This window comes from Citrobacter sp. MGH100 (assembly GCF_001034465.1).
In the GTDB taxonomy this organism is placed as follows: domain Bacteria; phylum Pseudomonadota; class Gammaproteobacteria; order Enterobacterales; family Enterobacteriaceae; genus Citrobacter; species Citrobacter youngae.
This window is the reverse complement of the sequence record NZ_KQ089803.1, coordinates 290,213-312,952: the sequence shown is the minus strand read 5'-3', so window position 1 is coordinate 312,952 and position 22,740 is coordinate 290,213. Positions and strand designations below refer to the sequence as shown.

General features: G+C 49.5%; 20 protein-coding genes and 8 pseudogenes. 17 read left to right on the top strand and 11 right to left on the bottom strand.

Annotated features, from left to right (window positions below; translation table 11 throughout):
* From pcoS to arsA, 5 genes and pseudogenes are all read left to right on the top strand, one after another.
* Positions 1–550 (top strand): annotated as a pseudogene (pcoS, locus tag SK32_RS22055) (copper resistance membrane spanning protein PcoS); the annotation flags it as partial.
* A gap of 206 nt (positions 551–756) precedes the next feature.
* Positions 757–1,191 carry a hypothetical protein gene (locus SK32_RS22050; protein WP_008786783.1) on the top strand — a complete coding sequence of 145 codons (435 nt, stop codon included), beginning with the start codon at positions 757–759 and terminating at the stop codon, positions 1,189–1,191.
* Positions 1,192–1,445: 254 nt separating this feature from the next.
* On the top strand, positions 1,446–1,799 hold the full coding sequence (gene arsR, locus SK32_RS22045) for an As(III)-sensing metalloregulatory transcriptional repressor ArsR (RefSeq protein WP_008786784.1): 354 nt from the start codon (positions 1,446–1,448) through the stop codon (positions 1,797–1,799).
* 47 nt (positions 1,800–1,846) lie between these two features.
* Positions 1,847–2,209 carry an arsenite efflux transporter metallochaperone ArsD gene (arsD, locus tag SK32_RS22040; protein WP_008786785.1) on the top strand — a complete coding sequence of 121 codons (363 nt, stop codon included), beginning with the start codon at positions 1,847–1,849 and terminating at the stop codon, positions 2,207–2,209.
* A gap of 17 nt (positions 2,210–2,226) precedes the next feature.
* Positions 2,227–3,825, top strand: a pseudogene (gene arsA / locus SK32_RS22035) (arsenite efflux transporter ATPase subunit ArsA); the annotation flags it as partial.
* A 48-nt stretch (positions 3,826–3,873) separates the two neighbouring features.
* Here arsA and SK32_RS22030 read toward each other — a convergent pair.
* A complete protein-coding gene (locus SK32_RS22030) occupies positions 3,874–4,578 on the bottom strand; it encodes an IS6-like element IS26 family transposase (protein WP_001067855.1) in 705 nt (234 codons plus the stop codon).
* On the opposite strand from SK32_RS22030, the gene SK32_RS22025 reads away from it, so the two are divergent.
* From SK32_RS22025 to SK32_RS22005, 5 genes are all read left to right on the top strand, one after another.
* Positions 4,569–5,042, top strand: coding sequence for a sulfite exporter TauE/SafE family protein (locus SK32_RS22025; RefSeq protein WP_231591598.1), 474 nt, complete (start codon positions 4,569–4,571; stop codon positions 5,040–5,042). The two genes, SK32_RS22030 and SK32_RS22025, sit on opposite strands and share 10 nt — an antisense overlap.
* Before the next feature lie 467 nt (positions 5,043–5,509).
* Positions 5,510–5,830 carry a DUF134 domain-containing protein gene (locus SK32_RS22020; RefSeq protein WP_032951283.1) on the top strand — a complete coding sequence of 107 codons (321 nt, stop codon included), beginning with the start codon at positions 5,510–5,512 and terminating at the stop codon, positions 5,828–5,830.
* Positions 5,805–6,266 carry a NifB/NifX family molybdenum-iron cluster-binding protein gene (locus SK32_RS22015; protein ID WP_009652880.1) on the top strand — a complete coding sequence of 154 codons (462 nt, stop codon included), beginning with the start codon at positions 5,805–5,807 and terminating at the stop codon, positions 6,264–6,266. The genes SK32_RS22020 and SK32_RS22015 overlap by 26 nt, the downstream gene beginning before the upstream one ends.
* Before the next feature lie 145 nt (positions 6,267–6,411).
* A complete protein-coding gene (locus SK32_RS22010; protein WP_032951285.1) occupies positions 6,412–6,849 on the top strand; it encodes a PaaI family thioesterase in 438 nt (145 codons plus the stop codon).
* Positions 6,850–6,963: 114 nt separating this feature from the next.
* Entirely contained in the window at positions 6,964–7,440 is a 477-nt protein-coding gene (locus SK32_RS22005) for a Dps family protein (protein WP_009652867.1), read from the top strand.
* A gap of 301 nt (positions 7,441–7,741) precedes the next feature.
* On the opposite strand, the gene SK32_RS22000 is transcribed toward SK32_RS22005, so the two are convergent.
* Complete coding sequence (locus tag SK32_RS22000; protein WP_032951288.1) at positions 7,742–8,092, bottom strand: ArsR/SmtB family transcription factor; 351 nt, start codon at positions 8,090–8,092, stop codon at positions 7,742–7,744.
* A gap of 160 nt (positions 8,093–8,252) precedes the next feature.
* Between SK32_RS22000 and SK32_RS21995 the strand changes: the two genes are divergently transcribed.
* From SK32_RS21995 to SK32_RS21975, 4 genes and pseudogenes are all read left to right on the top strand, one after another.
* Positions 8,253–9,911 carry an FAD-dependent oxidoreductase gene (locus SK32_RS21995; protein ID WP_009652879.1) on the top strand — a complete coding sequence of 553 codons (1,659 nt, stop codon included), beginning with the start codon at positions 8,253–8,255 and terminating at the stop codon, positions 9,909–9,911.
* Between the two features lie 94 nt (positions 9,912–10,005).
* Positions 10,006–10,389: pseudogene (locus tag SK32_RS21990) on the top strand (IS6 family transposase); the annotation flags it as partial.
* 91 nt (positions 10,390–10,480) lie between these two features.
* A pseudogene (locus SK32_RS25855) lies at positions 10,481–11,424 on the top strand (integrase core domain-containing protein).
* A 13-nt stretch (positions 11,425–11,437) separates the two neighbouring features.
* Positions 11,438–11,740: pseudogene (locus tag SK32_RS21975) on the top strand (DDE-type integrase/transposase/recombinase); the annotation flags it as partial.
* Positions 11,741–11,934: 194 nt separating this feature from the next.
* Here the strand turns inward: SK32_RS21975 and SK32_RS21970 are convergent.
* From SK32_RS21970 to SK32_RS21940, 7 genes and pseudogenes are all read right to left on the bottom strand, one after another.
* A complete protein-coding gene (locus SK32_RS21970; RefSeq protein ID WP_032951290.1) occupies positions 11,935–12,675 on the bottom strand; it encodes a sulfite exporter TauE/SafE family protein in 741 nt (246 codons plus the stop codon).
* A gap of 9 nt (positions 12,676–12,684) precedes the next feature.
* On the bottom strand, positions 12,685–13,308 hold the full coding sequence (locus tag SK32_RS21965) for an FmdE family protein (RefSeq protein ID WP_007372374.1): 624 nt from the start codon (positions 13,306–13,308) through the stop codon (positions 12,685–12,687).
* A gap of 548 nt (positions 13,309–13,856) precedes the next feature.
* Positions 13,857–14,236, bottom strand: a pseudogene (locus SK32_RS25450) (transposase); the annotation flags it as partial.
* Positions 14,233–15,173: pseudogene (locus SK32_RS21955) on the bottom strand (IS110 family transposase); the annotation flags it as partial. The pseudogenes SK32_RS25450 and SK32_RS21955, both read right to left, overlap by 4 nt.
* A gap of 137 nt (positions 15,174–15,310) precedes the next feature.
* Positions 15,311–15,682 carry a winged helix-turn-helix domain-containing protein gene (locus SK32_RS21950; RefSeq protein ID WP_009651828.1) on the bottom strand — a complete coding sequence of 124 codons (372 nt, stop codon included), beginning with the start codon at positions 15,680–15,682 and terminating at the stop codon, positions 15,311–15,313.
* A 19-nt stretch (positions 15,683–15,701) separates the two neighbouring features.
* Positions 15,702–16,514: a sulfite exporter TauE/SafE family protein gene (locus tag SK32_RS21945; RefSeq protein ID WP_007372378.1), complete on the bottom strand. Its 813-nt coding sequence runs from the start codon at positions 16,512–16,514 to the stop codon at positions 15,702–15,704.
* A gap of 114 nt (positions 16,515–16,628) precedes the next feature.
* Positions 16,629–17,270: a recombinase family protein gene (locus tag SK32_RS21940; protein WP_048213850.1), complete on the bottom strand. Its 642-nt coding sequence runs from the start codon at positions 17,268–17,270 to the stop codon at positions 16,629–16,631.
* A 256-nt stretch (positions 17,271–17,526) separates the two neighbouring features.
* Here SK32_RS21940 and SK32_RS21935 point away from each other — a divergent pair, with 256 nt between their 5' ends.
* Positions 17,527–18,735 (top strand): type II restriction endonuclease, encoded by a 1,209-nt coding sequence (locus SK32_RS21935; protein WP_000110241.1) that lies wholly within the window; start codon positions 17,527–17,529, stop codon positions 18,733–18,735.
* Between the two features lie 33 nt (positions 18,736–18,768).
* On the opposite strand, the gene SK32_RS21930 is transcribed toward SK32_RS21935, so the two are convergent.
* Positions 18,769–20,202, bottom strand: coding sequence for a DNA cytosine methyltransferase (locus SK32_RS21930; RefSeq protein ID WP_032951294.1), 1,434 nt, complete (start codon positions 20,200–20,202; stop codon positions 18,769–18,771).
* Positions 20,203–20,300: 98 nt separating this feature from the next.
* Between SK32_RS21930 and SK32_RS26620 the strand changes: the two are divergent.
* A pseudogene (locus tag SK32_RS26620) lies at positions 20,301–20,555 on the top strand (IS1 family transposase); the annotation flags it as partial.
* Positions 20,556–20,689: 134 nt separating this feature from the next.
* Positions 20,690–21,712 carry an IS110-like element IS5708 family transposase gene (locus tag SK32_RS21920; RefSeq protein WP_032736818.1) on the top strand — a complete coding sequence of 341 codons (1,023 nt, stop codon included), beginning with the start codon at positions 20,690–20,692 and terminating at the stop codon, positions 21,710–21,712.
* A gap of 226 nt (positions 21,713–21,938) precedes the next feature.
* Here SK32_RS21920 and SK32_RS21915 read toward each other — a convergent pair whose 3' ends face one another.
* Positions 21,939–22,643: an IS6-like element IS26 family transposase gene (locus SK32_RS21915; protein ID WP_001067855.1), complete on the bottom strand. Its 705-nt coding sequence runs from the start codon at positions 22,641–22,643 to the stop codon at positions 21,939–21,941.
* Positions 22,644–22,740 lie beyond the last annotated feature (97 nt).

The following is a 22,740-nucleotide window of genomic DNA, read 5'->3' as shown; positions in this document are numbered from 1 at the left end:
CGAAATTTTATTCGCTAACCTGGAAGAACTGAAAAGGTTGTCACGAATGACCAGTGACATGCTTTTTCTGGCACGTTCAGAGCATGGTCTGCTGCAGCTGGAGAAACATGATGTGGATCTGGCCGCCGAACTGAATGAATTACGTGAGTTATTCGAGCCCCTGGCAGACGAAACAGGAAAGACAATCACGGTTGAAGGAGAGGGCGTTGTTGCCGGAGACAGCGATATGCTGCGACGTGCTTTCAGTAACCTGCTCTCCAATGCTATCAAGTATTCTCCCGATAACACCTGTACAGCGATACGCCTTGAGCGTGACAGTGACTGTGTGAACGTGATGATTACCAATACGATGTCTGGCCCGGTTCCCGCTAATCTTGAACGTTTGTTTGACCGGTTCTATCGCGCAGACTCATCAAGGGTCCACAACACGGAAGGCGCGGGGCTGGGATTATCAATTACAAGGTCGATCATTCATGCTCACGGCGGCGAGCTGTCAGCAGAACAGCAGGGGCGGGAAATTGTGTTCAAAGTGCGCCTGTTAATGGATTAATCCCGTTATTCAGGAGAAACCTGAAAGGTGACAAAATTGTCATCATTCAGTCACGCGATAAACAGAGGCGGTTTTTTATAATCAGTCATAAATCAGGACCAGCGTGATAACCCAATCGCCCGGTTCCTGGAGTGATGATTAACCAGCCCTGTAATCAAATGCTTTAGCATTGATTGTTCGGGTATGAAAACACCGGAGACCCAACCATGAAAAAGATTCTTGTATCCTTTATTGCCATGATGGCTGTCGCTTCATCTGCCATGGCTTCAGAGACAATGAACATGCATGACCAGGTAAATAATGCCCAGGCACCGGCCCATCAGATGCAGTCTTCAACTGTTAAAAGCACAGTTGAGGGAGAGAGCATGAAAATGATGGATATGAATGACCACGATAAGGCAGCAATGTCCCATGAAATGATGCAAAACAGTAATTCTGCCGCTCACCAGGACATGGCTGAAATGCATAAAAAAATGATGAATGCTAAACCAGGGGCTACCAACGAAACAGCAAAGTCATTTTCTGAAATGAGCGAGCATGAGAAGGCCGCAGTAGTGCATGAGAAGGCGAATAATGGTCAGTCTTCCGTTGTTCACCAGCAGCAGGCTGAAAAGCATCGCAGTCAGATCACCCAGAATTAACCCGCAGCTCCACTTGTAAGACCCTCATTTGACGCCAAATTCACTGGCTTACGCTCCTGCCCGGGAGCGTTTTTTTTATGCTTCACTACAATGTAGCCGTGAAGCCAACAACGACTATTTGTCCCCCACTCCACAGAGCATGTTTTCTATCCTTACATGAAATAGCCCTCCCATATAGATACGAAAAAACATATGTGTTTTTTGACTTTTAGCCTCAGAAGCGCGAAACTCGCCATTCAAAGCAGGAGAGTATAATGACACAAATTTCATCCCTACAACTTTTCAAAATCCTATCTGATGAGACCCGTCTGGGTATCGTACTGCTGCTCAGAGAGATGGGAGAGCTATGCGTGTGCGATCTCTGCACGGCACTGGAACAGTCACAACCCAAGATCTCCCGCCATCTGGCGATGCTTCGGGAATGTGGACTGTTGCTGGATCGCAAACAGGGCAAGTGGGTTCACTACCGCTTATCCCCACATATTCCTTCCTGGGCCGCTCAGGTGATTGAGCAGGCCTGGTTAAGCCAACAGGACGACGTGCAGACCATCGCCCGTAAGCTGGCATCAGCCAACTGCTCTGGAAGCGGTAAGGCTGTTTGTATCTAAAAAATTTGCCTGAACATATATGATTTTACGAATGTGAGGTATCAAAGATGAAAACGTTAACCGTGTTTGATCCGGCGATGTGCTGCAGTACCGGCGTTTGTGGTTCAGATGTTGATCAGGTTCTGGTCGATTTTTCTGCTGATGTGCAATGGCTGAAAGGGCGTGGGGTTCAGATCGAACGTTACAACCTGGCGCAACAGCCGATGAGCTTCGTTGAGAACGCTAAAGCGAAAGCATTCCTTGAAGCTTCTGGAGCCGAAGGGCTTCCGCTGCTGTTGCTGGATGGCGAAACGGTGATGGCAGGGCGTTATCCCAAACGTGCTGAACTGGCTCGCTGGTTAGGTATTCCGCTGGAGAAAGTGGGCGTGGCTCCGACAAGCTGCTGTGGTGGTAACACTTCCTGTTGTTGAGTATGTCAGGAGAACATATGCATTTTTTACAGAATATCCCGCCTTACCTGTTTTTCACTGGCAAAGGAGGAGTAGGTAAAACCTCAATTTCCTGCGCTACAGCTATACGCCTGGCAGAACAGGGCAAGCGCGTCCTGCTTGTCAGTACCGATCCGGCTTCTAACGTTGGTCAGGTATTCGATCAGACTATCGGGAAAACTATCCAGCCCGTGACTGCTGTGTCTGGTCTTTCGGCTCTGGAGATTGACCCGCAGGATGCCGCCCAGCAATACCGCGCCAGAATCGTTGACCCTATTAAAGGTCTTTTGCCTGATGACGTTGTTAACAGCATCAGTGAACAGCTTTCAGGAGCTTGTACGACAGAGATTGCTGCGTTCGACGAGTTTACTGGCTTACTGACCGACGCTTCTCTGCTGACCCGCTTCGATCACATCATTTTTGATACTGCCCCAACGGGCCACACTATTCGCCTTCTTCAGCTTCCCGGAGCCTGGAGCAGCTTCATCGAAAGTAACCCAGATGGTGCTTCCTGTCTTGGGCCGATGGCGGGGCTGGAAAAGCAGCGTGAGCAATATGCTCATGCGGTTGAGGCATTATCCGATCCTGAACGAACTCGCCTTGTGCTGGTCGCGCGATTGCAAAAATCAACACTGCAGGAAGTCGCTCGTACTCATGGCGAATTATCAGCTATTGGCCTTAAAAATCAGTATTTAGTCATTAACGGTGTCCTGCCTGCGAGCGAAACAGAACGTGATGCACTGGCCGCTGCAATATGGCAACGGGAGCAAGAGGCGCTGGCAAATCTTCCTGCCAGATTATCTGATTTGCCGACAGACAACTTATACCTTCAGCCGCTGAACATGGTTGGTGTGTCCGCATTGAAAGGCCTGCTCAACGAACACGCTGAGATAACATCGCTTCCTGAACAAAGCACACAGAACAAGCCAGAGAATATGTCGTTGTCTGTCCTGGTTGATGATATCGCCCGCAGTGAACACGGTTTGATTATGCTGATGGGCAAAGGTGGTGTGGGTAAAACCACAATGGCTGCGGCTATCGCCGTCAGTCTGGCGGATAAGGGTTTTGATGTGCATCTCACCACCTCAGATCCTGCTGCACATCTCAGTACAACGCTCAATGGCAGCCTTAAAAATCTGCAGGTCGGCCGAATCAACCCTCACGATGAAACTGAACGCTATCGTCAGCATGTTCTTGAGACGAAAGGCAGGGATCTGGATGAGGCCGGGAAGCGGCTGCTCGAAGAGGATTTACGTTCTCCTTGCACAGAAGAGATTGCGGTGTTCCAGGCGTTCTCACGCGTCATCCGTGAAGCAGGCAAACGGTTTGTGGTCATGGATACGGCACCGACCGGGCATACGCTATTACTGCTTGATGCGACCGGGGCTTATCACCGTGAGATTGCCAGGAAGATGGAGGATAAAGGTCATTTTACCACTCCGATGATGCAGCTTCAGGACCCGGAACGTACCAAAGTCTTGCTGGTCACTCTGCCTGAAACCACACCTGTACTGGAAGCGGCAAACCTGCAGTCCGATCTTGAACGTGCGGGGATTCATCCCTGGGGCTGGATTATCAATAACAGCCTTTCGATGGCACTGTTGCAAAGTTAGCGATGAGGCAGCCTTTTGTCTTATTCAAAGGCCTTACATTTCAAAAACTCTGCTTACCAGGCGCATTTCGCCCAGGGGATCACCATAATAAAATGCTGAGGCCTGGCCTTTGCGTAGTGCACGCATCACCTCAATACCTTTGATGGTGGCGTAAGCCGTCTTCATGGATTTAAATCCCAGCGTGGCGCCGATTATCCGTTTCAGTTTGCCATGATCGCATTCAATCACGTTGTTCCGGTACTTAATCTGTCGGTGTTCAACGTCAGACGGGCACCGGCCTTCGCGTTTGAGCAGAGCAAGCGCGCGACCATAGGCGGGCGCTTTATCCGTGTTGATGAATCGCGGGATCTGCCACTTCTTCACGTTGTTGAGGATTTTACCCAGAAACCGGTATGCAGCTTTGCTGTTACGACGGGAGGAGAGATAAAAATCGACAGTGCGGCCCCGGCTGTCGACGGCCCGGTACAGATACGCCCAGCGGCCATTGACCTTCACGTAGGTTTCATCCATGTGCCACGGGCAAAGATCGGAAGGGTTACGCCAGTACCAGCGCAGCCGTTTTTCCATTTCAGGCGCATAACGCTGAACCCAGCGGTAAATCGTGGAGTGATCGACATTCACTCCGCGTTCAGCCAGCATCTCCTGCAGCTCACGGTAACTGATGCCGTATTTGCAGTACCAGCGTACGGCCCACAGAATGATGTCACGCTGAAAATGCCGGCCTTTGAATGGGTTCATGTGCAGCTCCATCAGCAAAAGGGGATGATAAGTTTATCACCACCGACTATTTGCAACAGTGCCGACGATTTATCTGGGCTGTAAACACATGGTTGCTGTTTCTCATGTTCGGAGCTGTTACCGGTTTTATGACCGGGCTATTAGCCGTGGGTGGAGGATTTATTATCGTCCCGTTATTGCGGCAATTTACCCCCCTTCCTATTCACAGTTGCATCGCAACCTCGCTGATGATTGTCGCATTGGTAAGTATAGGCGGGATTGCAGTGGCAGTGATACAGGGTGCCACTCTGCCCTTGCCTTTTACTCTCTGGTTTGTGCTTAGTGCTGCGACAGGGATGTCGATTGGCCGAAGGCTAAGCCAGCATTTACCTGAACATATTGTGCAGAAGGGGTTTTCCGGACTACTGATCGTCGTTGCCCTGGGGATGGTATTTAATGCCGTTATGATGAAGTTTAGTGGCTAAGATCAATATGATTGCCGACAGAGATATAAAAGCTCAAGGATAATGAATTCCTTGCTTTATTGTTTCGAACTTATCTGTCGCCTGCAATACCACGGGATTGCTATAACCAGCGACGAACCCGTTGCGTATAGCGTTTCCATTCCAACCCGAAACGTTTTCGAAGCTGTTCCTCTTCAATATCGATATGCAATCTGGCAACTACATTGCAAGTTCAAACCTCATCGAGATAGGTTTTATTAATTAATAGCAGAATGAATCGTCACGGACAATCTTGACACTTCCGAGCCAACTATAAAGGTATAAGGCAGAATCGCCTACCGGTTCAGAGTCATTCCATAGTTCCCTTTGGTATGCTGCACACTCCCAGACTCAAGAGGCAAAGCAAAAAATTCTCCACCGGTGAGCAGAGTATATTGCATATGCCAGTTTACGAGTGTATATATAGCATATACCAATAAGGAGCCTTCATGCCAAGACCCAGAATTCCCCGTAACATCTGTGGCCGCCCTGCGGATACCTGTTTTAAGCCCAATGCGCGACCGATGAGCCAGCTTGAACATGTTCATTTAAAAGAAGATGAGTTTGAAGCGTTACGACTGGTCGATTTACTGGGCATGCAACAGCAGGAAGCGGCTGTTGCAATGAGGGTTTCAAGACAGACACTGGCCAATGTCCTGAAAGCGGCCCGTTTTAAGGTTGTGGACTGTCTCACTCAGGGCAAGGCCTTAATAATGCACTCTGAAAGGGAAGGAGTTACACAAGATGATCACAGCCATTCCAGTGAATGACGACCGGGTAGCAAATCATTTTACCAAAGCGAGTCACCTTGTCCTAGTGGATGAGCGCGGTGTGGAGCTCAGCCGGACAGAAAATCCCGCGCTGGGCGCAGATTGTTCAGGTAAACGGAAGCTGGTTGACCTTCTGGTTCAACAGCAGGTCAGCCGCGTTGTGGTCCGTAACATCGGGGAACGGATGCTGGGTAAATTATTGGGGCATCAGATCGCGGTGTACCAGACTGACTGTGGCCGTCGTTTGTTCACTGAACTGTGTGATCCGGATACCCGTGTTCTGACTGAACTGAATAAGCCGGAGCAGGGGCGCCAGTCCTTTAATCATGAGGCGAAAGGGAAAAAATGCTGTAACTCTGACGGGAACACAGCAGAAAATGCGTGCCAGGGTGGGCGTCAGCATCATCACGGAAACGGGCGCTGTTGCCATTCATGAGTTTATTTCATCACGGGCGGTGATTTTTATCAGACCCGTACTGTGTATAAACCAGGAGCCGGAATGAATGATGCCGGGAAAGACACTCAGCTGACTGAATTCCTGATGCCTCCCGTCAGTACAACCGGACGCTGAACAGAAACAGATGAATTGTTATCTTGATGCCAGAAATGCCCATAACTGTTGTATGGTTTGTGGTTCCCTCGACAACAACCCTGATACGGTGAACTTAATGTTTTCAGAATACCCGGATGGATCTGTATGTGCTGACTACACGGCCGATCACAGACATCAGGGGTATACGGGTCTTTTACATGGCGGAATGACGAGTACCTTGCTGGATGCCGCAATGACTCACTGCTTGTTTATGCAGGGAGTGCAGGCCCTGACGGCTGAACTGACTGTCAGATTCATTTCACCCGTTTGTACCGGTGACAAGCTGATGGTCTGTGCCAGACTGCTTGGGCAACGCAGGGGGGTTTACCAGCTCGAAGCATGGCTGGCAAAGGGACAGCAGAAAGTGGCTCGTGCCACGGCGAAATTCATTGTCCCGTCGCAGGATATTGCTCTGGCGCATGGCTAGTGTGGCAGACGCCAGGTGTAACTGGTTATTATAAAAATATGAAGCGTGTTTTGCTCAGACCGGAAAGAATAATGGCATATCGTATATCCCACTTAAACAGTGTAAGAGGTAGTTATGAGTAAACAAATAATTGATATTGGTATTCCTGAATCATCCCGGGTGGAGATTGCAGACGGTCTGTCCCGGCTTCTTGCTGACACCTATACCCTGTATATAAAAACACATTACTATCACTGGAATGTAACTGGCCCCATGTTTAACAGCTTACATTTAATGTTTGAAAATCAATACAATGAGCTGGCCACTGCTGTTGATGATATCGCTGAACGTATACGCTCGCTCGGATGCTTCGCGCCCGGCACATATCATGAATTTTCACGTTTAACAGCGGTTAATGAAGACAAGGATATTCCGGCAGCAAAAAACATGATTGAGAATCTTGTCCAGGGCCAGGAGACTGTGGTTAAAACTGCGCGCTCCCTGTTCCCTGTTGTTAATAATGCGAATGATGAAGCCACAGCAGATCTGCTTACACAACGTATCCAGTTACATGAGAAAACTGCCTGGATGTTGCGCAGCCTGCTTGAATAATGTAAACCGGTGGCAGCAGAAAAAACGGTTTGTCAGCCACAGGCCATTGCTGTCAGTGCAGTACCATCCGTGCTGCCGTGGCTGTTTTTTCTGACCGTAATAGTATAAAAACCGATAAATCAATAAGTTAAACAGTGAACGCGTGAGCGATAAATACAGTCCGGACAGGCATTACCGATGGGTATATCCGGACCACTGTCGCTTTCCCGTTATAATATCGCAGATACCGGCCAGGCTCTTCACAACCTGACAGGGTTAATGCTGCAATGATAAAACGGTTTGCGTGGAAAGCAGGATCACATTATTCGTTGTTATGGCTTCCTTTACCTGTGCCTGCCTGCGGGCAGTAGAGATCATACAAGGTATTTAACAACGTCATGATACGGTTATCCTCAATACGGTAATATACCATTTTACCTGCCCGTCGGGTCTCGACAAGCTTCAGGCGGCGCATTACACCCAGTTGCTGAGACAGGGTCGGCTGAGTGATACCGACTGCAGCTTCCAGCTCGGCCACATTCGCTTCCCCATGGCTTAACTGGCACATCAACAGCAACCGGTCGCTGTTAGCCAGTCCCCGTAAGACATCTGCTGCCCCCAGGGCTGCATTTTTCATATCGGTCTGACGTTTTGTGTCTTCATTCATGGGCATTGCTGGTTTCTCACATTCTGTATTTTTATATAATGTTATTTAGTATACTGATGGTGCCATAATTTTGCCACCGTGTTCGCCAGGTCTGCAGCGTCCAGCTGGCCTGGGTAACTAATTATATCTGGCAGACATTTTGCCCCGAGTGAACAGAGAGGATGTAATGAAAATAGTGATTGTTGGTGGTGTTGCCGGCGGTGCGTCCGCTGCAGCCAGAGCTCGCCGGTTGTCAGAAGATGTCAGTATTGTTGTGTTTGAACGGGGAAGCGATGTCTCTTTCGCCAACTGTGGATTGCCTTATCATATAGGCGGAAAAATTCCGTTACGGCAGTCACTTATTCTTAAGACTCCGGAGGATTTTAAATCCCGCTTTAACATAGACGTCCGTACCTGCCATGAAGTGACGTCAGTGGATCCGGTTAATAAAACAGTGACAGTTAAAAATTTGACCTCAGGTGAGATCCATACCGAAGTATGGGATCGTCTACTCCTCAGTACCGGAGCCGCGCCGGTTGTCCCTCCTTTGCCCGGGCTACAGCAAGAGGGCGTCTTTACGCTCCGAAATCTTACTGACATGGATGCTATCCTGGCGTGGATTGAGCAACATAACGTCGCTCACACCACGCTTGTCGGGGGGGGATTCATCGGACTTGAAGTGATGGAGGCTCTGAGCGAACGGGGGATCCGTGTTACCCTGCTGGAGATGGAGGAACAGGTTATGGCTCCGGTTGATCCTGAAATGGCATCAGCCCTGCATCAGGAAATCCGGAATCATGGCGTGGATCTGCGTCTCAGAACGGCACTCACCGAGGTGCTGCGGACAGAAACGGGATTCCGCGTTGCACTGTCTGACGGTGGCTTTGTGCAGACCGACATGGTTATTCTCGCCATCGGGGTAAAACCTGAGAACAGCCTTGCCACAGTAGCCGGGCTCGAAGTGGGTAAACGGGGAGGTATAAGCGTCAATGCCTGTATGCAGACCAGTATTCCTGACATCTACGCCGTGGGGGATGCAGTTGAAACACCTGACCTTGTCTTTCAGGAACCCGCTAATATTCCTCTGGCTGGGCCCGCCAACCGCCAGGGACGCATTGCTGCTGATAACATGCTTGATCACCACAGCCTTTACCATGGCAGTCAGGGGACATCCATTTGTAAGGTATTTTCGCTGAGTATTGGCAGCGTCGGTGCGAATGAAAAGCAACTGAAAGCCCATGGTACCCGATACGAGAAGGTTTACGTCCATGCTGCTGATCATGCCGGTTACTACCCTGGGGCTACGATGATCAGTCTGAAACTGCTGTTCAGCCCCGATACCGGTAAAATTCTGGGGGCCCAGGCGTCAGGGAAAAAAGGGGTTGATAAACGCATCGATGTTCTGTCTGTCGCGCAGCGCGCGGGACTTACCGTCAACGATCTCGAGCATCTTGAGCTGACTTATGCCCCGCCTTTTAACAGTGCAAGGGACGTTGTTAACCAGGCCGGTATGGTGGCGGCAAATGTCATCAGGGGAGATACGGCCATATGTCATGTCAGCGATGTTTTGCAACGGGAACCGGGCAGTTATTGTTTAGTTGATATTCGTTCTCCTGAAGAACTGAAACAATTTGGCGAATATCCTGATGCGCTATCCATCCCTCTGGATTCTCTGCGGGAGAATCTTGAAAAATTGCCTGTAGATAAAGAGATTTTTATCGGTTGTCAGAGTGGTCTGCGCGGGCATGTGGCATACCGTATTCTGCAGGCTCACGGCTTCCGGACATATAATCTGAGTGGTGGCTTTATAACCTGGCAGGCGGTTATGGAGTCGATGAATCAATAAGAGATGAGGTGCCATACACATGGCACCTCATCTGGTTCTGACGCATTAAGACGTCGCCGGGTAACATACTGTTTTTTTATAATGTTACCTGCCCATGCTTCTGATACGAAAAGCTTTTAAGCGCCTGCACTATCCCATTGATGTTATTGCTCAATGTGTTCGCTGGTATCTGACTTACGCCCTCAGCCTGCGCAATCTCGAAGATATGATGACGGAGCACGTCGTTATCGTTGACCATTCCACTCTTCATCGCTGGGTTATGCGCCTGGCACCGTCGTTCCGCCAGTATAAGCGTAATGTAGGTCGGCGGTGGCGGATGGACGAAACTTACATTAAAATCAAAGGCCAGTGGAAATATCTGTACCGGGAGGTTGATACCGCGGGGCAGACCGTCGACTTCCTGTTGACCGCCAGACGCGACGCTGCGGCTGCCTTACGCTTCTTTCGCAAGGCCATTCGCCACCACGGTGAGCCTGAGTAGACTGGCTCCATGAATCTCCAGACAGTTGGTATCACTTAAATTAGTGATAGTCTTAATACTAGTTTTTAGACTAGTCGTTGGAGTCCGGATGATTGATGTTTTAGGTCCGGAGAAGCGCAGACGGCGCAGCCTTCAGGAAAAAATCGCCATTGTTCAGCAGAGCTTTGAACCCGGTATGACCGTGTTGCTGGTTGCCCGTCAGCATAGTGTTGCTGCCAGTCAGCTGTTCCTGTGGCGTAAGCAGTACCAGGAAGGTAGTCTCACCGCCGTTGCTGTGGGTGAACAGGTTATACCCGCGTCGGAACAGGCATCTGCGATGAAGCAAATTAAAGAGCTACAGCGCCTGCTGGGCAAGAAAACCATGGAAAACGAGCTGCTGAAAGAAGCCGTTGAATATGGCCGACAAAAAAGTGGATAGCGCACGTGCCCTTGCTGCCGGAGGATGGCGAATAAGCCTTGTCAGCTGTTGGCTACGGGTCTCACGTGCGCAACTGCATGCTATGGCTCGTCGGTCGAAGAACTGGCAGGAGCGTCGACGCAAGCGCAAGCCTGATGATATTGAAGCTCTGGATCGTATCCATACCGTTATCGGCGATCTGCCTACGTATGGTTATCGTCGGGTGTGGGCACTGCTGCGCAGACAATCAGAAACGGACGACATGGCGGTGATCAATGCCAAACGCGTATACTGAATCATGCGTAAGAATGCGCTGTTTGCTTGAGCGTAAACCGGCAATACCGCCCTTGAAGCCGGCGCATACAGGGAAGGTAGGACTGGAGCCTAAACATACGGCGGTACGTAGCCCGGAAAGCAACGGGATGGCAGAGAGCTTCGTGAAAACGATGAAGCGGGATTACATCAGCATCATACCGAAGCCGGACGGGTTAACAGCGGTAAAGAACTTTGCAGAGGCCTTCGAACATTACAACGAATGGCATCCGCATAGTGCACTGGGGTATCGTTAGCCACGGGAATATCTACGGCGGCGAACCAGTAATGGGTTAAGCGATAAAAAGTGTCTGGAAATATAGGGACTAATCTACTGAGGTTGTAACCATCGATAAAAGCGGTGCCAACATGGCGGCGCTGGCCACACTCAACGCCAGTAAACCTGAAGAAGAAACCATCACCATCAGGCAGAGTAAATACCTGAACAACCTGATTGAGCAGGACCATCGGAATATCAAACGCCGAATACGACAGATACTGGGGTTCAAATCATTTCGGCGAGCGCAGACGATAATGGAGGGCATTGAGTTAGTGCATATGATACGTAAAGGGCAATATCAGCATCCCGCTGAAGAGCCTTTATCACCGGCGGAACAATTTTACCTGTTGGTTGCCTAAAATATAGACAGCGCAATAATTACTGACTTGTCTACGCTAATGCGACAGAACCCAACGAGCTGGATTGCCAATCGGCGAAGACCTCTACGGCAGAAAATCCGAGCGTAACAACGAGCGGCCAATACAGCTTCGCTCCGGTTGAGTTGCCATGAATATGGCCATCGTGTGCTTACATGATTTTGATTCCGTTTATTTTACAAAAGCCCCCAGATGATCTTGACGGCGGTCCCTAACAGGACGAATCCAATGATGTATTTAAGCTGTTGCCCTTTGAGTTTTTCGCTCATTAACCACGCGCCAAATGCAGCCCCTCCCGCCGATGCGATACCGGTGGCACCGACCAGCGAATAATCCATTCCCGAAAGCGTTGCGTGGGCAAAGAAACCGGTCAGAGAAGCAAACACGACCACGAAAGAAGCGGTTGCTGACGCCCGTTTGGGTTCCAGCCCGGCCCCCACGAGTGCCGGGACGATGATGCTGCCACCTCCAACCCCTAACAGGCCACCGACAAAACCCGCAACACCGCCAAGGGACAAACTACTCAACATCTGGCTTCGCGCACTACGCTGAATTCCAGAAGATTTTGGCGCGTACAACAACATCATGAGGCTGGCAAAAATAAGAAAACCGGAGAACAGCCACAGTAGAAAATGGCGGTCTAACCTTTGGCTGACATGAACCCCGATTGGCGACAAAACCACGGCCACAATCAAAATGGGGAGTGCCAACCGCCATTCGACCAAACGCTTGCGAATGAATGTCGTTGTCGACACGCTCGTCGATATGGCATTCAGAAGCAAGGCGGTGGCCATCGCTGCATGAATTTCGACCCCTAGTGCCAAGAAGATCGGAACCAGAATAAAAGCGGCTCCGACTCCGGCCATGGCCATGATAGCGGTTAGAAAAAACGTTGCAACGGCAGCGATGGCAAGCATTTCAATTCCTTAGCAAAATGAGGATACAGTATGTCCAGCCAGTTTTTCCTGGCAAGGAATGCAAAGCCGTCCCGCTTCCGTGTCGATCAGTTTATCGACAAAGACACGTTCCCCACATTTGGCGCATAGTTCCGTGTCAAAGCAGCTTTTACCGCGTGGAAGTTCAAACGGCTTCTTTAGCCCGATATCGAGAAACATTTCTTCCGGCATCGATATGACCTTGTTAACCAGGGGGTCAGTGACTTCGGCGGGAATATCCTGTGGCGCTATGCCTTGTTTGCGTTGGGCAACAAAAGGCGAGTTGAGCATGTTGCCGAAAAACTCGTCCTTTAGCCGTACACGTACTGAGCGCCCGGTCTTCACGTCTATCAGAGTGAAAGCCATCTTGTTGTAATAGCGCTTCTCGATGTTCGACTTGCCGTAGGTGCATCCCGTAGCCGACATTACGCCATCCAGAAAGCATCCCGCAGCATGGCCTTTCCCTGTTTCTGCTATGACATGCAGCTCCTTGTCTTCTGCCCGTTCCACACCGAGCGCTCTCATCGCTGCTTGCGCAGCACGGTAGCCTAAAGGCATTGCTGGACACTTATGGCCGTGAAAGACCATCGCCGCTTCGAATTCATCGTGTGTCATTACTCTATCTCCTTCGTGAGTCGCGTAGCTTCCTGATGAAGCCACTATCTTGAAGACGAATGAACTCGCAAAAGGATGCAGAAATTTTCTTCGAGATTGATTTCAGTAATCCTCACGCCGAGGTGCGTGGTAACAAGCCCGACCACTGTAGTCAAAGTGCACTTGGCAATTACGTATCAACACCTCGCGCAACCGCTGACGAATTCTCCGTAACCTAGACTTCACGACGGAAAGACTTAACTCATGAGTATCGGCAAATTCTTGCTTACAAATGCTGTGCTGGGGGCAGTTTGGATATCGAATCTATGGTCACTCCCGTTTTTGCAACACTGATTTTCGACGATATCATTGGCTTGCTTAAATCTATCCAGCGTCAGAATCGCGCCACGATGAGTTCTGCGCCTGATGAACCTCAGAAAAATCATACGGCTTCAGATGAGCCATTCCGATATACAGGTTCTTCAACAGGCCGGTCGGCCGTTTGTATCATCAATGATCAGCATTCGCAAACCAGATAGGTGATTGTTTAAAAATTTATTGTTAGAGACTTACGACGCGAACGTCTGTTGTCGCGTCGTAAGCACCCAGGCTATCCTGGCCAGCTTGTTTGCGAGTGCGCAGGTCACAACAAAGTTGCTTTTTCTGCACATTAATTCCCTGGCCCAGTTTGCCTTTCTGGTGTTCTAGTTTTTGTTTTTTGTATGAACACTCTGGGGCACTGGACCAGTAATATTCGGATCTTTTTGTTGCCTCGTTTGCTGATCCCCAACAGAGTTGTTCGACCACCGGTGCTGTACTCACGTGGAAGCAGCCCCGTTGCCGCTGCGAAGTCACGACTACTGGCGTAGTGTTTCCCATCGCCAAGCTCAGTGGAAATAGTACTGACCGTGAGCGTTCCCACACAGGGAATGGTCAATAGACGTTGGCCACAACAGCCTGCCAGTACCTTCTGCGCTCAACCAACATACAAACCCAACGGCTGAATGAGTCATTCCTTTTCTCAGCGCCAATAAGCACTGAAAGATCCCCCTGTACCAAGAGCGTTCGCAGATACGAATAACCGGCTTTTGTGATCCTGCCGAGCTTCGGCTTTCCGCCGCTGCTGTATTGTGATTGCGTCAGTCCCAGCCAGGCGGTCAGTTGACGTCCATTTTTAAAATCATGTGCATTACCGATACTGGCGACCAGCGCACAGGCAGTTGTGGGGCCAACGCCCTTTAGCTCCATCAGCCGCTGACTGCGATGATCTGTTTTGGCCATGCGGGACAAAATTCGGTCATATTCAGTGATGTTAGCTTCAATGTGTTCCAGCAAATCATCAACACATTGCTGAACCTGAAGCGGTAAAGAGCTCTTCTGCACAGAAACTATGTGGCGCAGGGCATCAGTATTTTGTGGCGCGATGACACCGAATTCAGATATCAATCCTCGCAGACGATTATACGTTGCTGTTTTCTCTTCTATGAAACCCTGACGGGTGCGGTGTAAGCATTGCATTGCATCGCCTGCTGGCTTTCGTCCTTCACGGGTACAAATCGCATATGTGGGCGACGAACCGCTTCACAGATAGCCTGAGCATCAGCTGCATCATTCTTCCCTGATTTGCCGGCCATGCGGTAAGTAGACACAAATTTAGCGGCCATCAGACGTGGCTCATGACCATACTGCCGAAATAACCTTGCCAAGTAGTGAGCCCCAGAGCATGCTTCCATCCCGATAACACAGGGAGGCAAACCTGCAATGGACTCAGGAAGAGCAGCACGCGAAACTTTAGGTTTAACCAGAACAGTTCTGCCATTCTGATCAACACCGTGAACAGCAAACACATTTTTAGCAAGATCGATACCGACAGTCGTGATAGTCATAACGAATTACTCCGGGACGATGTGTACCCCATGATTGCACAAGAGTTAATCAGGCGCATAATCAGGGAAAGTCCCTTCCATTCGTTAAGATGATTTTTTGTACGGTTATGGCCCGATCAAAGACCGAGCCGAATGGGTTAACTCTCACCGAAGATAATTTTCTCGAGATCCTGCAAGTCCTGCTGTGATTGCTCGTTAAGGTTGGCCTCTGTTTTGTCGTACCAGCTAAGTAACTTCTGGCCAAGTGGTGTCAAAACCGAGCCTCCACCTTTGCTGCCGCCTGTTGACGTGATGACCACGGGCTTACCTATCCCTTTGTTTAACGTATCAATCAGGAGCCACGCCCTTTTATAGGGTATACCCAAATCTTTTGCGGCGGCTGACAGGGAATGAAACCCATCTATAGCGCGCAATAGATCGATTTTACCCGGCCCCAGCGAGATGTTGTCATTAATGTAAATTCGGGGTCTGACCAAAATAAAATCAGATATAAGCGCTTTTTTATTCATCCTGATACCTTTCTCGAAATTATTTTTGCCGGGTGTGTTTGAACGTTTTGATGGCGGAGATAAGAAGGATCACCCCAAGTAAAGTCATAAGTACTTTAACCGGGAACAGGCCGACCAGAAGTCCGCCAATTGCCGCACCAATCACAGATCCGATGACCATCCATACAAACAGCGGCCTTTCTTTTTTCAGAATCTGGAAAGCATCTGCATTTGTATAACGGGAAAAACCAACAATCATTGTGGGCAGGCTAATCATCAATGACAGGCTTCCGGCCAGTTTGATATCAACCCCGAACAGGATAACGATTGTGGGGATCAGAAGCTCACCGCCTGCCACACCGAGCAATGCTGCGACTATCCCGATAAAGAACCCTGAAATCACACCTGCAATAATTGTGGCAATACCGGGTTGAAATAACCCGCCGGAAATACTGTGCAGTGGTAGCCATGCTTCTGAGAACATGACGAACGACAGTAAAACAAGGAGGAGCAGAATGATTCTGTCCAGCCAGATTCTGGACATCTTAATGGCGCGGCCTGCGGCCCACCATGCCCCAATAAGACTTCCTGCCAGTAAATTCATGACAATATCAAGATGCTCTACCAACTGATCGGTGGCTATCGATTTTGTGCGGAAAATTAGAGCGATAGCGACAACAGCGAGGCTCATTGCTTTGTTAAAGATGACGGCTTCCAGGGTGGGTATTTTGAAACTACCGATCAGGACGGGAAGGCGAAACTCAGCCCCACCGAGCCCAATCAGCCCTCCTAAAGCCCCAATTACCGCGCCTGAGAAAAAACCTTTTCCATTCCTTTTTGAAACTGATGACATGCATTCCTCTCTGATTCGTTATGTCATTCTTGACATAACGATGAGCATAGCATTTCAGATGATAAGTTTGATAGTACGTTGTATAGGCGGGAATTGATCCAGCTTAAAGCTGATTCAATCAGTACCGGTGATTTTATTAAGCGCCTGTATCCGACAAACCTGAGAAGAACTGTAGCCGGTTGCTTCTGCTGTCTCCCGTATACTGAGTTTCTTAACCTGTCGGTAGTACAACACCTTCTGGTGTCGTTCACTGTCTGCCTGCTTGCCCCGGTATTTACCCAGGGAATGAGCACGCTCAATTCCCTGTTGCTGTCGCTGGCGACGACTCAGCCAGTCCTTATGCGACATTGCGGCCATCAGATCGATCAACATATTGTTGATCGCCGTGATAACTGCGCGGGTTATCGGGTCAGCCTGTGAAGGATCTTTATCTGACAGAGCCTGCCATGAAGTTGGGACGTCAAGACTGACGATCCGCAGTTCATGTTGCTCAATCTGCTTTTTCAGCGTCATCCAGTCGCTGTTGCTCAGACGGGTCAGACGGTCTATCTGCTCGACAAGTAAAATATCATTGTGGTGACTGTCCATTAGCAGGCGTCCCAGCTCCGGGCGGTCGAGTTTTGTTCCGCTGATATTCTCCCGGTAGTAACTGGCTATTTTATACCCTCGTTCCTGAACGAACTGCTCCAGCATATCTTTTGCTCGATCGGCAAACTGATCTTTCGTCGACGCTCTCAAATAAGCTCTGATGAACATTTTTTCACCGCATTATCGCTTTTAGGTTATTGCATTTATTCTATCGCATATAGGTTATGTCATTCATCGTGTACCGTCACGTTTTTATTATGGCGTCAGGGTGTACCCTATTGCTACAGGTAAGCCTGTTCAAAAAACAGGCTTACCGTACAATAATTCTCTATATCCAAACTGACCCCTGTAACAGCCTTTCTGGCTGTTTGTATATAATTATGAAAAAATGGTGAGTAGAGTTTCAGGGTAACAGGGGATGCTTATGTCGGTTTTCCACAACTGGCTACTTGAGATCGCATGTGAGAATTACTTCGTCTACATCAAACGCCTTTCCGCCAACGATACCGGCGCAACAGGTGGTCACCAGGTAGGGCTTTATATCCCTTCAGGTATCGTTGAAAAACTCTTTCCGTCTATCAACCATACCCGTGAACTGAACCCTTCGGTTTTTCTCACCGCACATGTGTCATCGCATGATTGCCCTGACAGCGAAGCCCGGGCAATTTATTATAACAGCCGTCATTTTGGTAAAACCCGGAATGAAAAAAGGATTACCCGCTGGGGTAGAGGCAGCCCACTTCAGAATCCTGAAAATACAGGGGCTCTGACGCTCCTGGCTTTCAAGCTTGATGAGCAAGGGGGGGACTGTAAGGAAGTAAATATTTGGGTATGCGCCAGCACTGATGAAGAGGACGTCATTGAGACCGCTATTGGTGAAGTTATACCCGGAGCGCTTATATCCGGCCCCGCAGGACAGATTCTAGGCGGACTATCTCTACAGCAAGCGCCAGTAAATCATAAATATATTCTACCTGAAGACTGGCACCTGCGCTTTCCGTCGGGAAGTGAAATTATTCAGTATGCAGCCAGCCATTATGTGAAAAATTCCCTTGATCCGGATGAGCAACTTCTTGACCGCCGGCGCGTGGAGTACGACATATTTCTATTGGTTGAGGAACTGCATGTTCTGGATATCATCCGGAAAGGATTTGGCTCTGTGGATGAATTTATTGCGCTGGCCAATTCTGTCAGCAATCGCCGTAAATCCAGAGCCGGGAAGTCGCTGGAACTGCACCTGGAGCATCTATTCATTGAGCACGGCCTGCGACACTTTGCGACGCAGGCCATCACAGAAGGTAATAAAAAACCCGATTTCCTTTTCCCTTCCGCAGGGGCTTACCACGATACTGAGTTTCCCGTAGAAAATCTGCGCATGCTGGCAGTCAAGACTACCTGTAAGGATCGCTGGCGTCAGATACTGAATGAGGCTGATAAAATTCATCAGGTGCATCTGTTTACACTCCAGGAGGGAGTTTCTCTGGCTCAATATCGGGAGATGCGGGAGTCGGGTGTCAGATTGGTCGTGCCATCATCTCTGCACAAAAAATACCCGGAGGCGGTGAGAGCTGAGCTAATGACGCTAGGTGCGTTTATTGCTGAGCTGACAGGGCTTTACGCAGATATTCCATAGATTATCTCCCGGCATAAATACCGGGAGGAGCGATCAGATTCGTTCAACCTTGCACGAATCGGCATTAACCGCTTTCAGGATATAAGGTTCAAGCAGTTTGGCTACGGCTTCAAACACGGGCACCACTACGGAGTTACCGAACTGCCTGTACGACTGAGTGTCTGACACAGGAATGCGAAAAGGCCTGCCATCTACTTTTTCAAAACCCATAAGGCGCGCGCACTCTCGTGGAGTCAGCCTGCGGGGCCGATGCGCCTGATTTTCTTCGTTCGCGAAGTCTGTTTCACCTGTGGCCATATCCCAGCCACGGTCTATCAGAATTTCAGACCCGTCTTTGTGATAGCGAGCAGAAAGCGTACGGGCAATGCTTTCTTTATTTTCAGGATTAACGAGGCCAAAACCGAATCCGTTACCCTTAGCTGCGTGCTTTTTGGCGTAGTTATAGAGATACTCCCAGAGTTTCGACGTCAGTATATATTTGCTGTCAACCACGGGTTCCAGCAGTTCGCCAAATGACGGACGCTGTTCCGGATAAAAACGACTAATATCGCGCAGGGTAAAGCCCTGGTGAATGTTCAGATCACGACGGAAACCGACCAAAACGATACGTTCTCGGTGCTGAGGTAAAAAGTGCTTTCCGTCGATAACTTTAGGATCGTTTTTGCCCATCTCAGCTGCATCCGCAACTTCATAGCCCAGTTCGTCGAGGGTATCCATGATGACTTTAAAGGTTTTACCCTTGTCATGGCTCTTCAGGTTTTTAACGTTTTCAAGAACAAAGATGGCAGGTTTTTTTGCGCGGATAATACGCGCCACATCGAAGAAAAGCGTTCCCTGAGCCTCACATTCGAAACCATGCGCGCGCCCGAGCGAGTTTTTCTTGCTTACGCCCGCAAGGCTGAACGGTTGACAGGGGAAACCTGCTAGAAGTACATCATGATCCGGCACATGCTCATTAATGTAAGCATAGGCATCGTTTTCAGGTACTTCAGGTTTATCACTGAGCGTGACTTCCCGAATATCGAGATTGAAAGTGTGTTCCTGAGCATCGTTAAACCAGTTAGCTTTATATGTGCGCACAGCCTCTTTATTCCATTCACTGGTAAAAACGCACTGGCCACCGATGGTTTCGAAGCCCTTCCGTATACCTCCAATCCCAGCAAACAGGTCAATAAACCGGAAGGCATAGTCAGGGTGATGTGCAGGCGCTTCCGGAAGCATTTTTCGTAGAAGTTCCTCTTCGGCTAACGTCAGCGCCTTAGGTGAGCACTTACCATTAATCCAGCGATTAAGAGTCTCGCGACTCCACTCATTTTTACCAACTTTTCTAAGCAGTTCAGCCACGTACTTCTGGTCATAGATTTCCAGCACCTGCCCGAGCAGCTTTTTATCATTTTCCTGTCGCAGTTGTTCTTCCGCTTCTGCTTTCTCAAGCAGATCCTGCGCCAGTAATTCAAATTCAGACATATTGCCTCCATTGGGTCTTATGGGTGAAACTGTATCACTCATTTGACCCAGATTGAATGTTTTTATCTGGATATTTAAACAGGTTTATTGTTAGGTAACGCACGTTGGCCACGCTGGAGCGTCTTCTGGGCCTGCTGTCGGCCTTTGAGGTCGTGGTATGGATGACGGATGGCTGGCCGCTGTATGAATCCCGCCTGAAGGGAAAGCTGCACGTTATCAGCAAGCGTTACACTCAGCGCATTGAGCGACATAACCTGAATCTGAGACAACATCTGGCAAGGCTGGGACGGAAGTCACTGTCGTTCTCAAAATCGGTGGAGCTGCATGACATGACTCTGAGGTGTCTGTTAAACCCGTGGCGATTCAAAGCGGACCGTCATACCTGCTTTAGTCACTGGCTTAGCGAATGGAAAGGACTTCCCCTGGATATGCGCCTGGTTAACTTTCATGCAATCATGGGATAAACATTGACCCAGAGGGATTCGTTATGACCATCACCACTGTCGGTATCGATCTTGCTAAAAATGTGTTTGCTGTTCACTGCGTTGACCAAAATGGTAAAGCAGTTCTGGTTAAACCCAAGGTGTCGCGTGCAGCACTTTCTGAACTCATCGCTGGTTTACCTCCCTGTGTCATTGGAATGGAAGCCTGCTCGGGTGCCCACTATTGGGCAAGATTATTCAGGCAGTATGGCCATGATGTCCGGTTGATGGCACCGAAATTTGTCTCACCCTATCGCATGGCGGGTAAGACCGGGAAAAATGATGCAGCTGATGCAATAGCTATTTGTGAGGCTGTGCAGCGGCCGCACATGCGCTTTGTACCCGTCAAAGACGAAAGCCAGCAGGCAATGCAATGCTTACATAGGACAAGACAGGGATTTATTCAGGAAAGAACAGCGACGTATAACCGTCTTCGGGGGTTGGTATCTGAATTCGGGGTTATTGCCCCACAAAGCACTGATGCTCTGCGTCATGCTGTTTCTGACCAGAAGGAAACTCTGCCAGTACAGGTCAGGCTGTGCATTGATGATCTATTAGCACATGTCACTAATATTGAAGAGAAAATCGCCGAATATGACAGGGTGTTATCTCGTGTTGCCAAAACAGATCATCGCAGCCAGCAGTTAATGGAACTGAAAGGTATTGGGCCCACAACGGCGAGTGCGCTGGTCGCCAGTATTGGCAATGCCCATGATTTTAAGAACGGGCGCCAACTGGCAGCCTGGTTGGGGCTAACGCCATCACAATACAGTAGTGGCGGAAAATCAAAGCTTGGCAGGATAACAAAAGCGGGTGATGCCTACCTGCGAACCCTGCTGGTCCAGGGAGCCCGTTCTGTTATGGTAGGGGCAGAGAATAGAACGGACTCGTTTAGCCGTTGGGTCTGCTCGTTGATTGGTAGGCGGGGATACTGGCGTGCTGTCGTTGCAATCGCCGCCAAGAATGCGAGGTTGTGCTGGGCATCATTACATTACGGCGATGACTTCAGACTGTATTCAACAACGTGAAAAATTAAACTGAGTAGTAACTGAACTGTAACTCGTTGATGGTAAAGGGTTAGACCCCCGTGAGAAGTATCTGCATATCCTACTGGATATCACTATCCGATTAACGAAGGAGGATCTCACGAGCGTCTTTCATCAGGGTCCGAATCAATAGCGATTCAGCGTGACCGTTTATAGGGCACTGTTGCAAAGTTAGCGATGAGGCAGCCTTTTGTCTTATTCAAAGGCCTTACATTTCAAAAACTCTGCTTACCAGGCGCATTTCGCCCAGGGGATCACCATAATAAAATGCTGAGGCCTGGCCTTTGCGTAGTGCACGCATCACCTCAATACCTTTGATGGTGGCGTAAGCCGTCTTCATGGATTTAAATCCCAGCGTGGCGCCGATTATCCGTTTCAGTTTGCCATGATCGCATTCAATCACGTTGTTCCGGTACTTAATCTGTCGGTGTTCAACGTCAGACGGGCACCGGCCTTCGCGTTTGAGTAGAGCAAGCGCGCGACCATAGGCGGGCGCTTTATCCGTGTTGATGAATCGCGGGATCTGCCACTTCTTCACGTTGTTGAGGATTTTACCCAGAAACCGGTATGCAGCTTTGCTGTTACGACGGGAGGAGAGATAAAAATCGACAGTGCGGCCCCGGCTGTCGACGGCCCGGTACAGATACGCCCAGCGGCCATTGACCTTCACGTAGGTTTCATCCATGTGCCACGGGCAAAGATCGGAAGGGTTACGCCAGTACCAGCGCAGCCGTTTTTCCATTTCAGGCGCATAACGCTGAACCCAGCGGTAAATCGTGGAGTGATCGACATTCACTCCGCGTTCAGCCAGCATCTCCTGCAGCTCACGGTAACTGATGCCGTATTTGCAGTACCAGCGTACGGCCCACAGAATGATGTCACGCTGAAAATGCCGGCCTTTGAATGGGTTCATGTGCAGCTCCATCAGCAAAAGGGGATGATAAGTTTATCACCACCGACTATTTGCAACAGTGCCCAATACAGCAGCGGGGGAAAGTCGAAACTCGGCA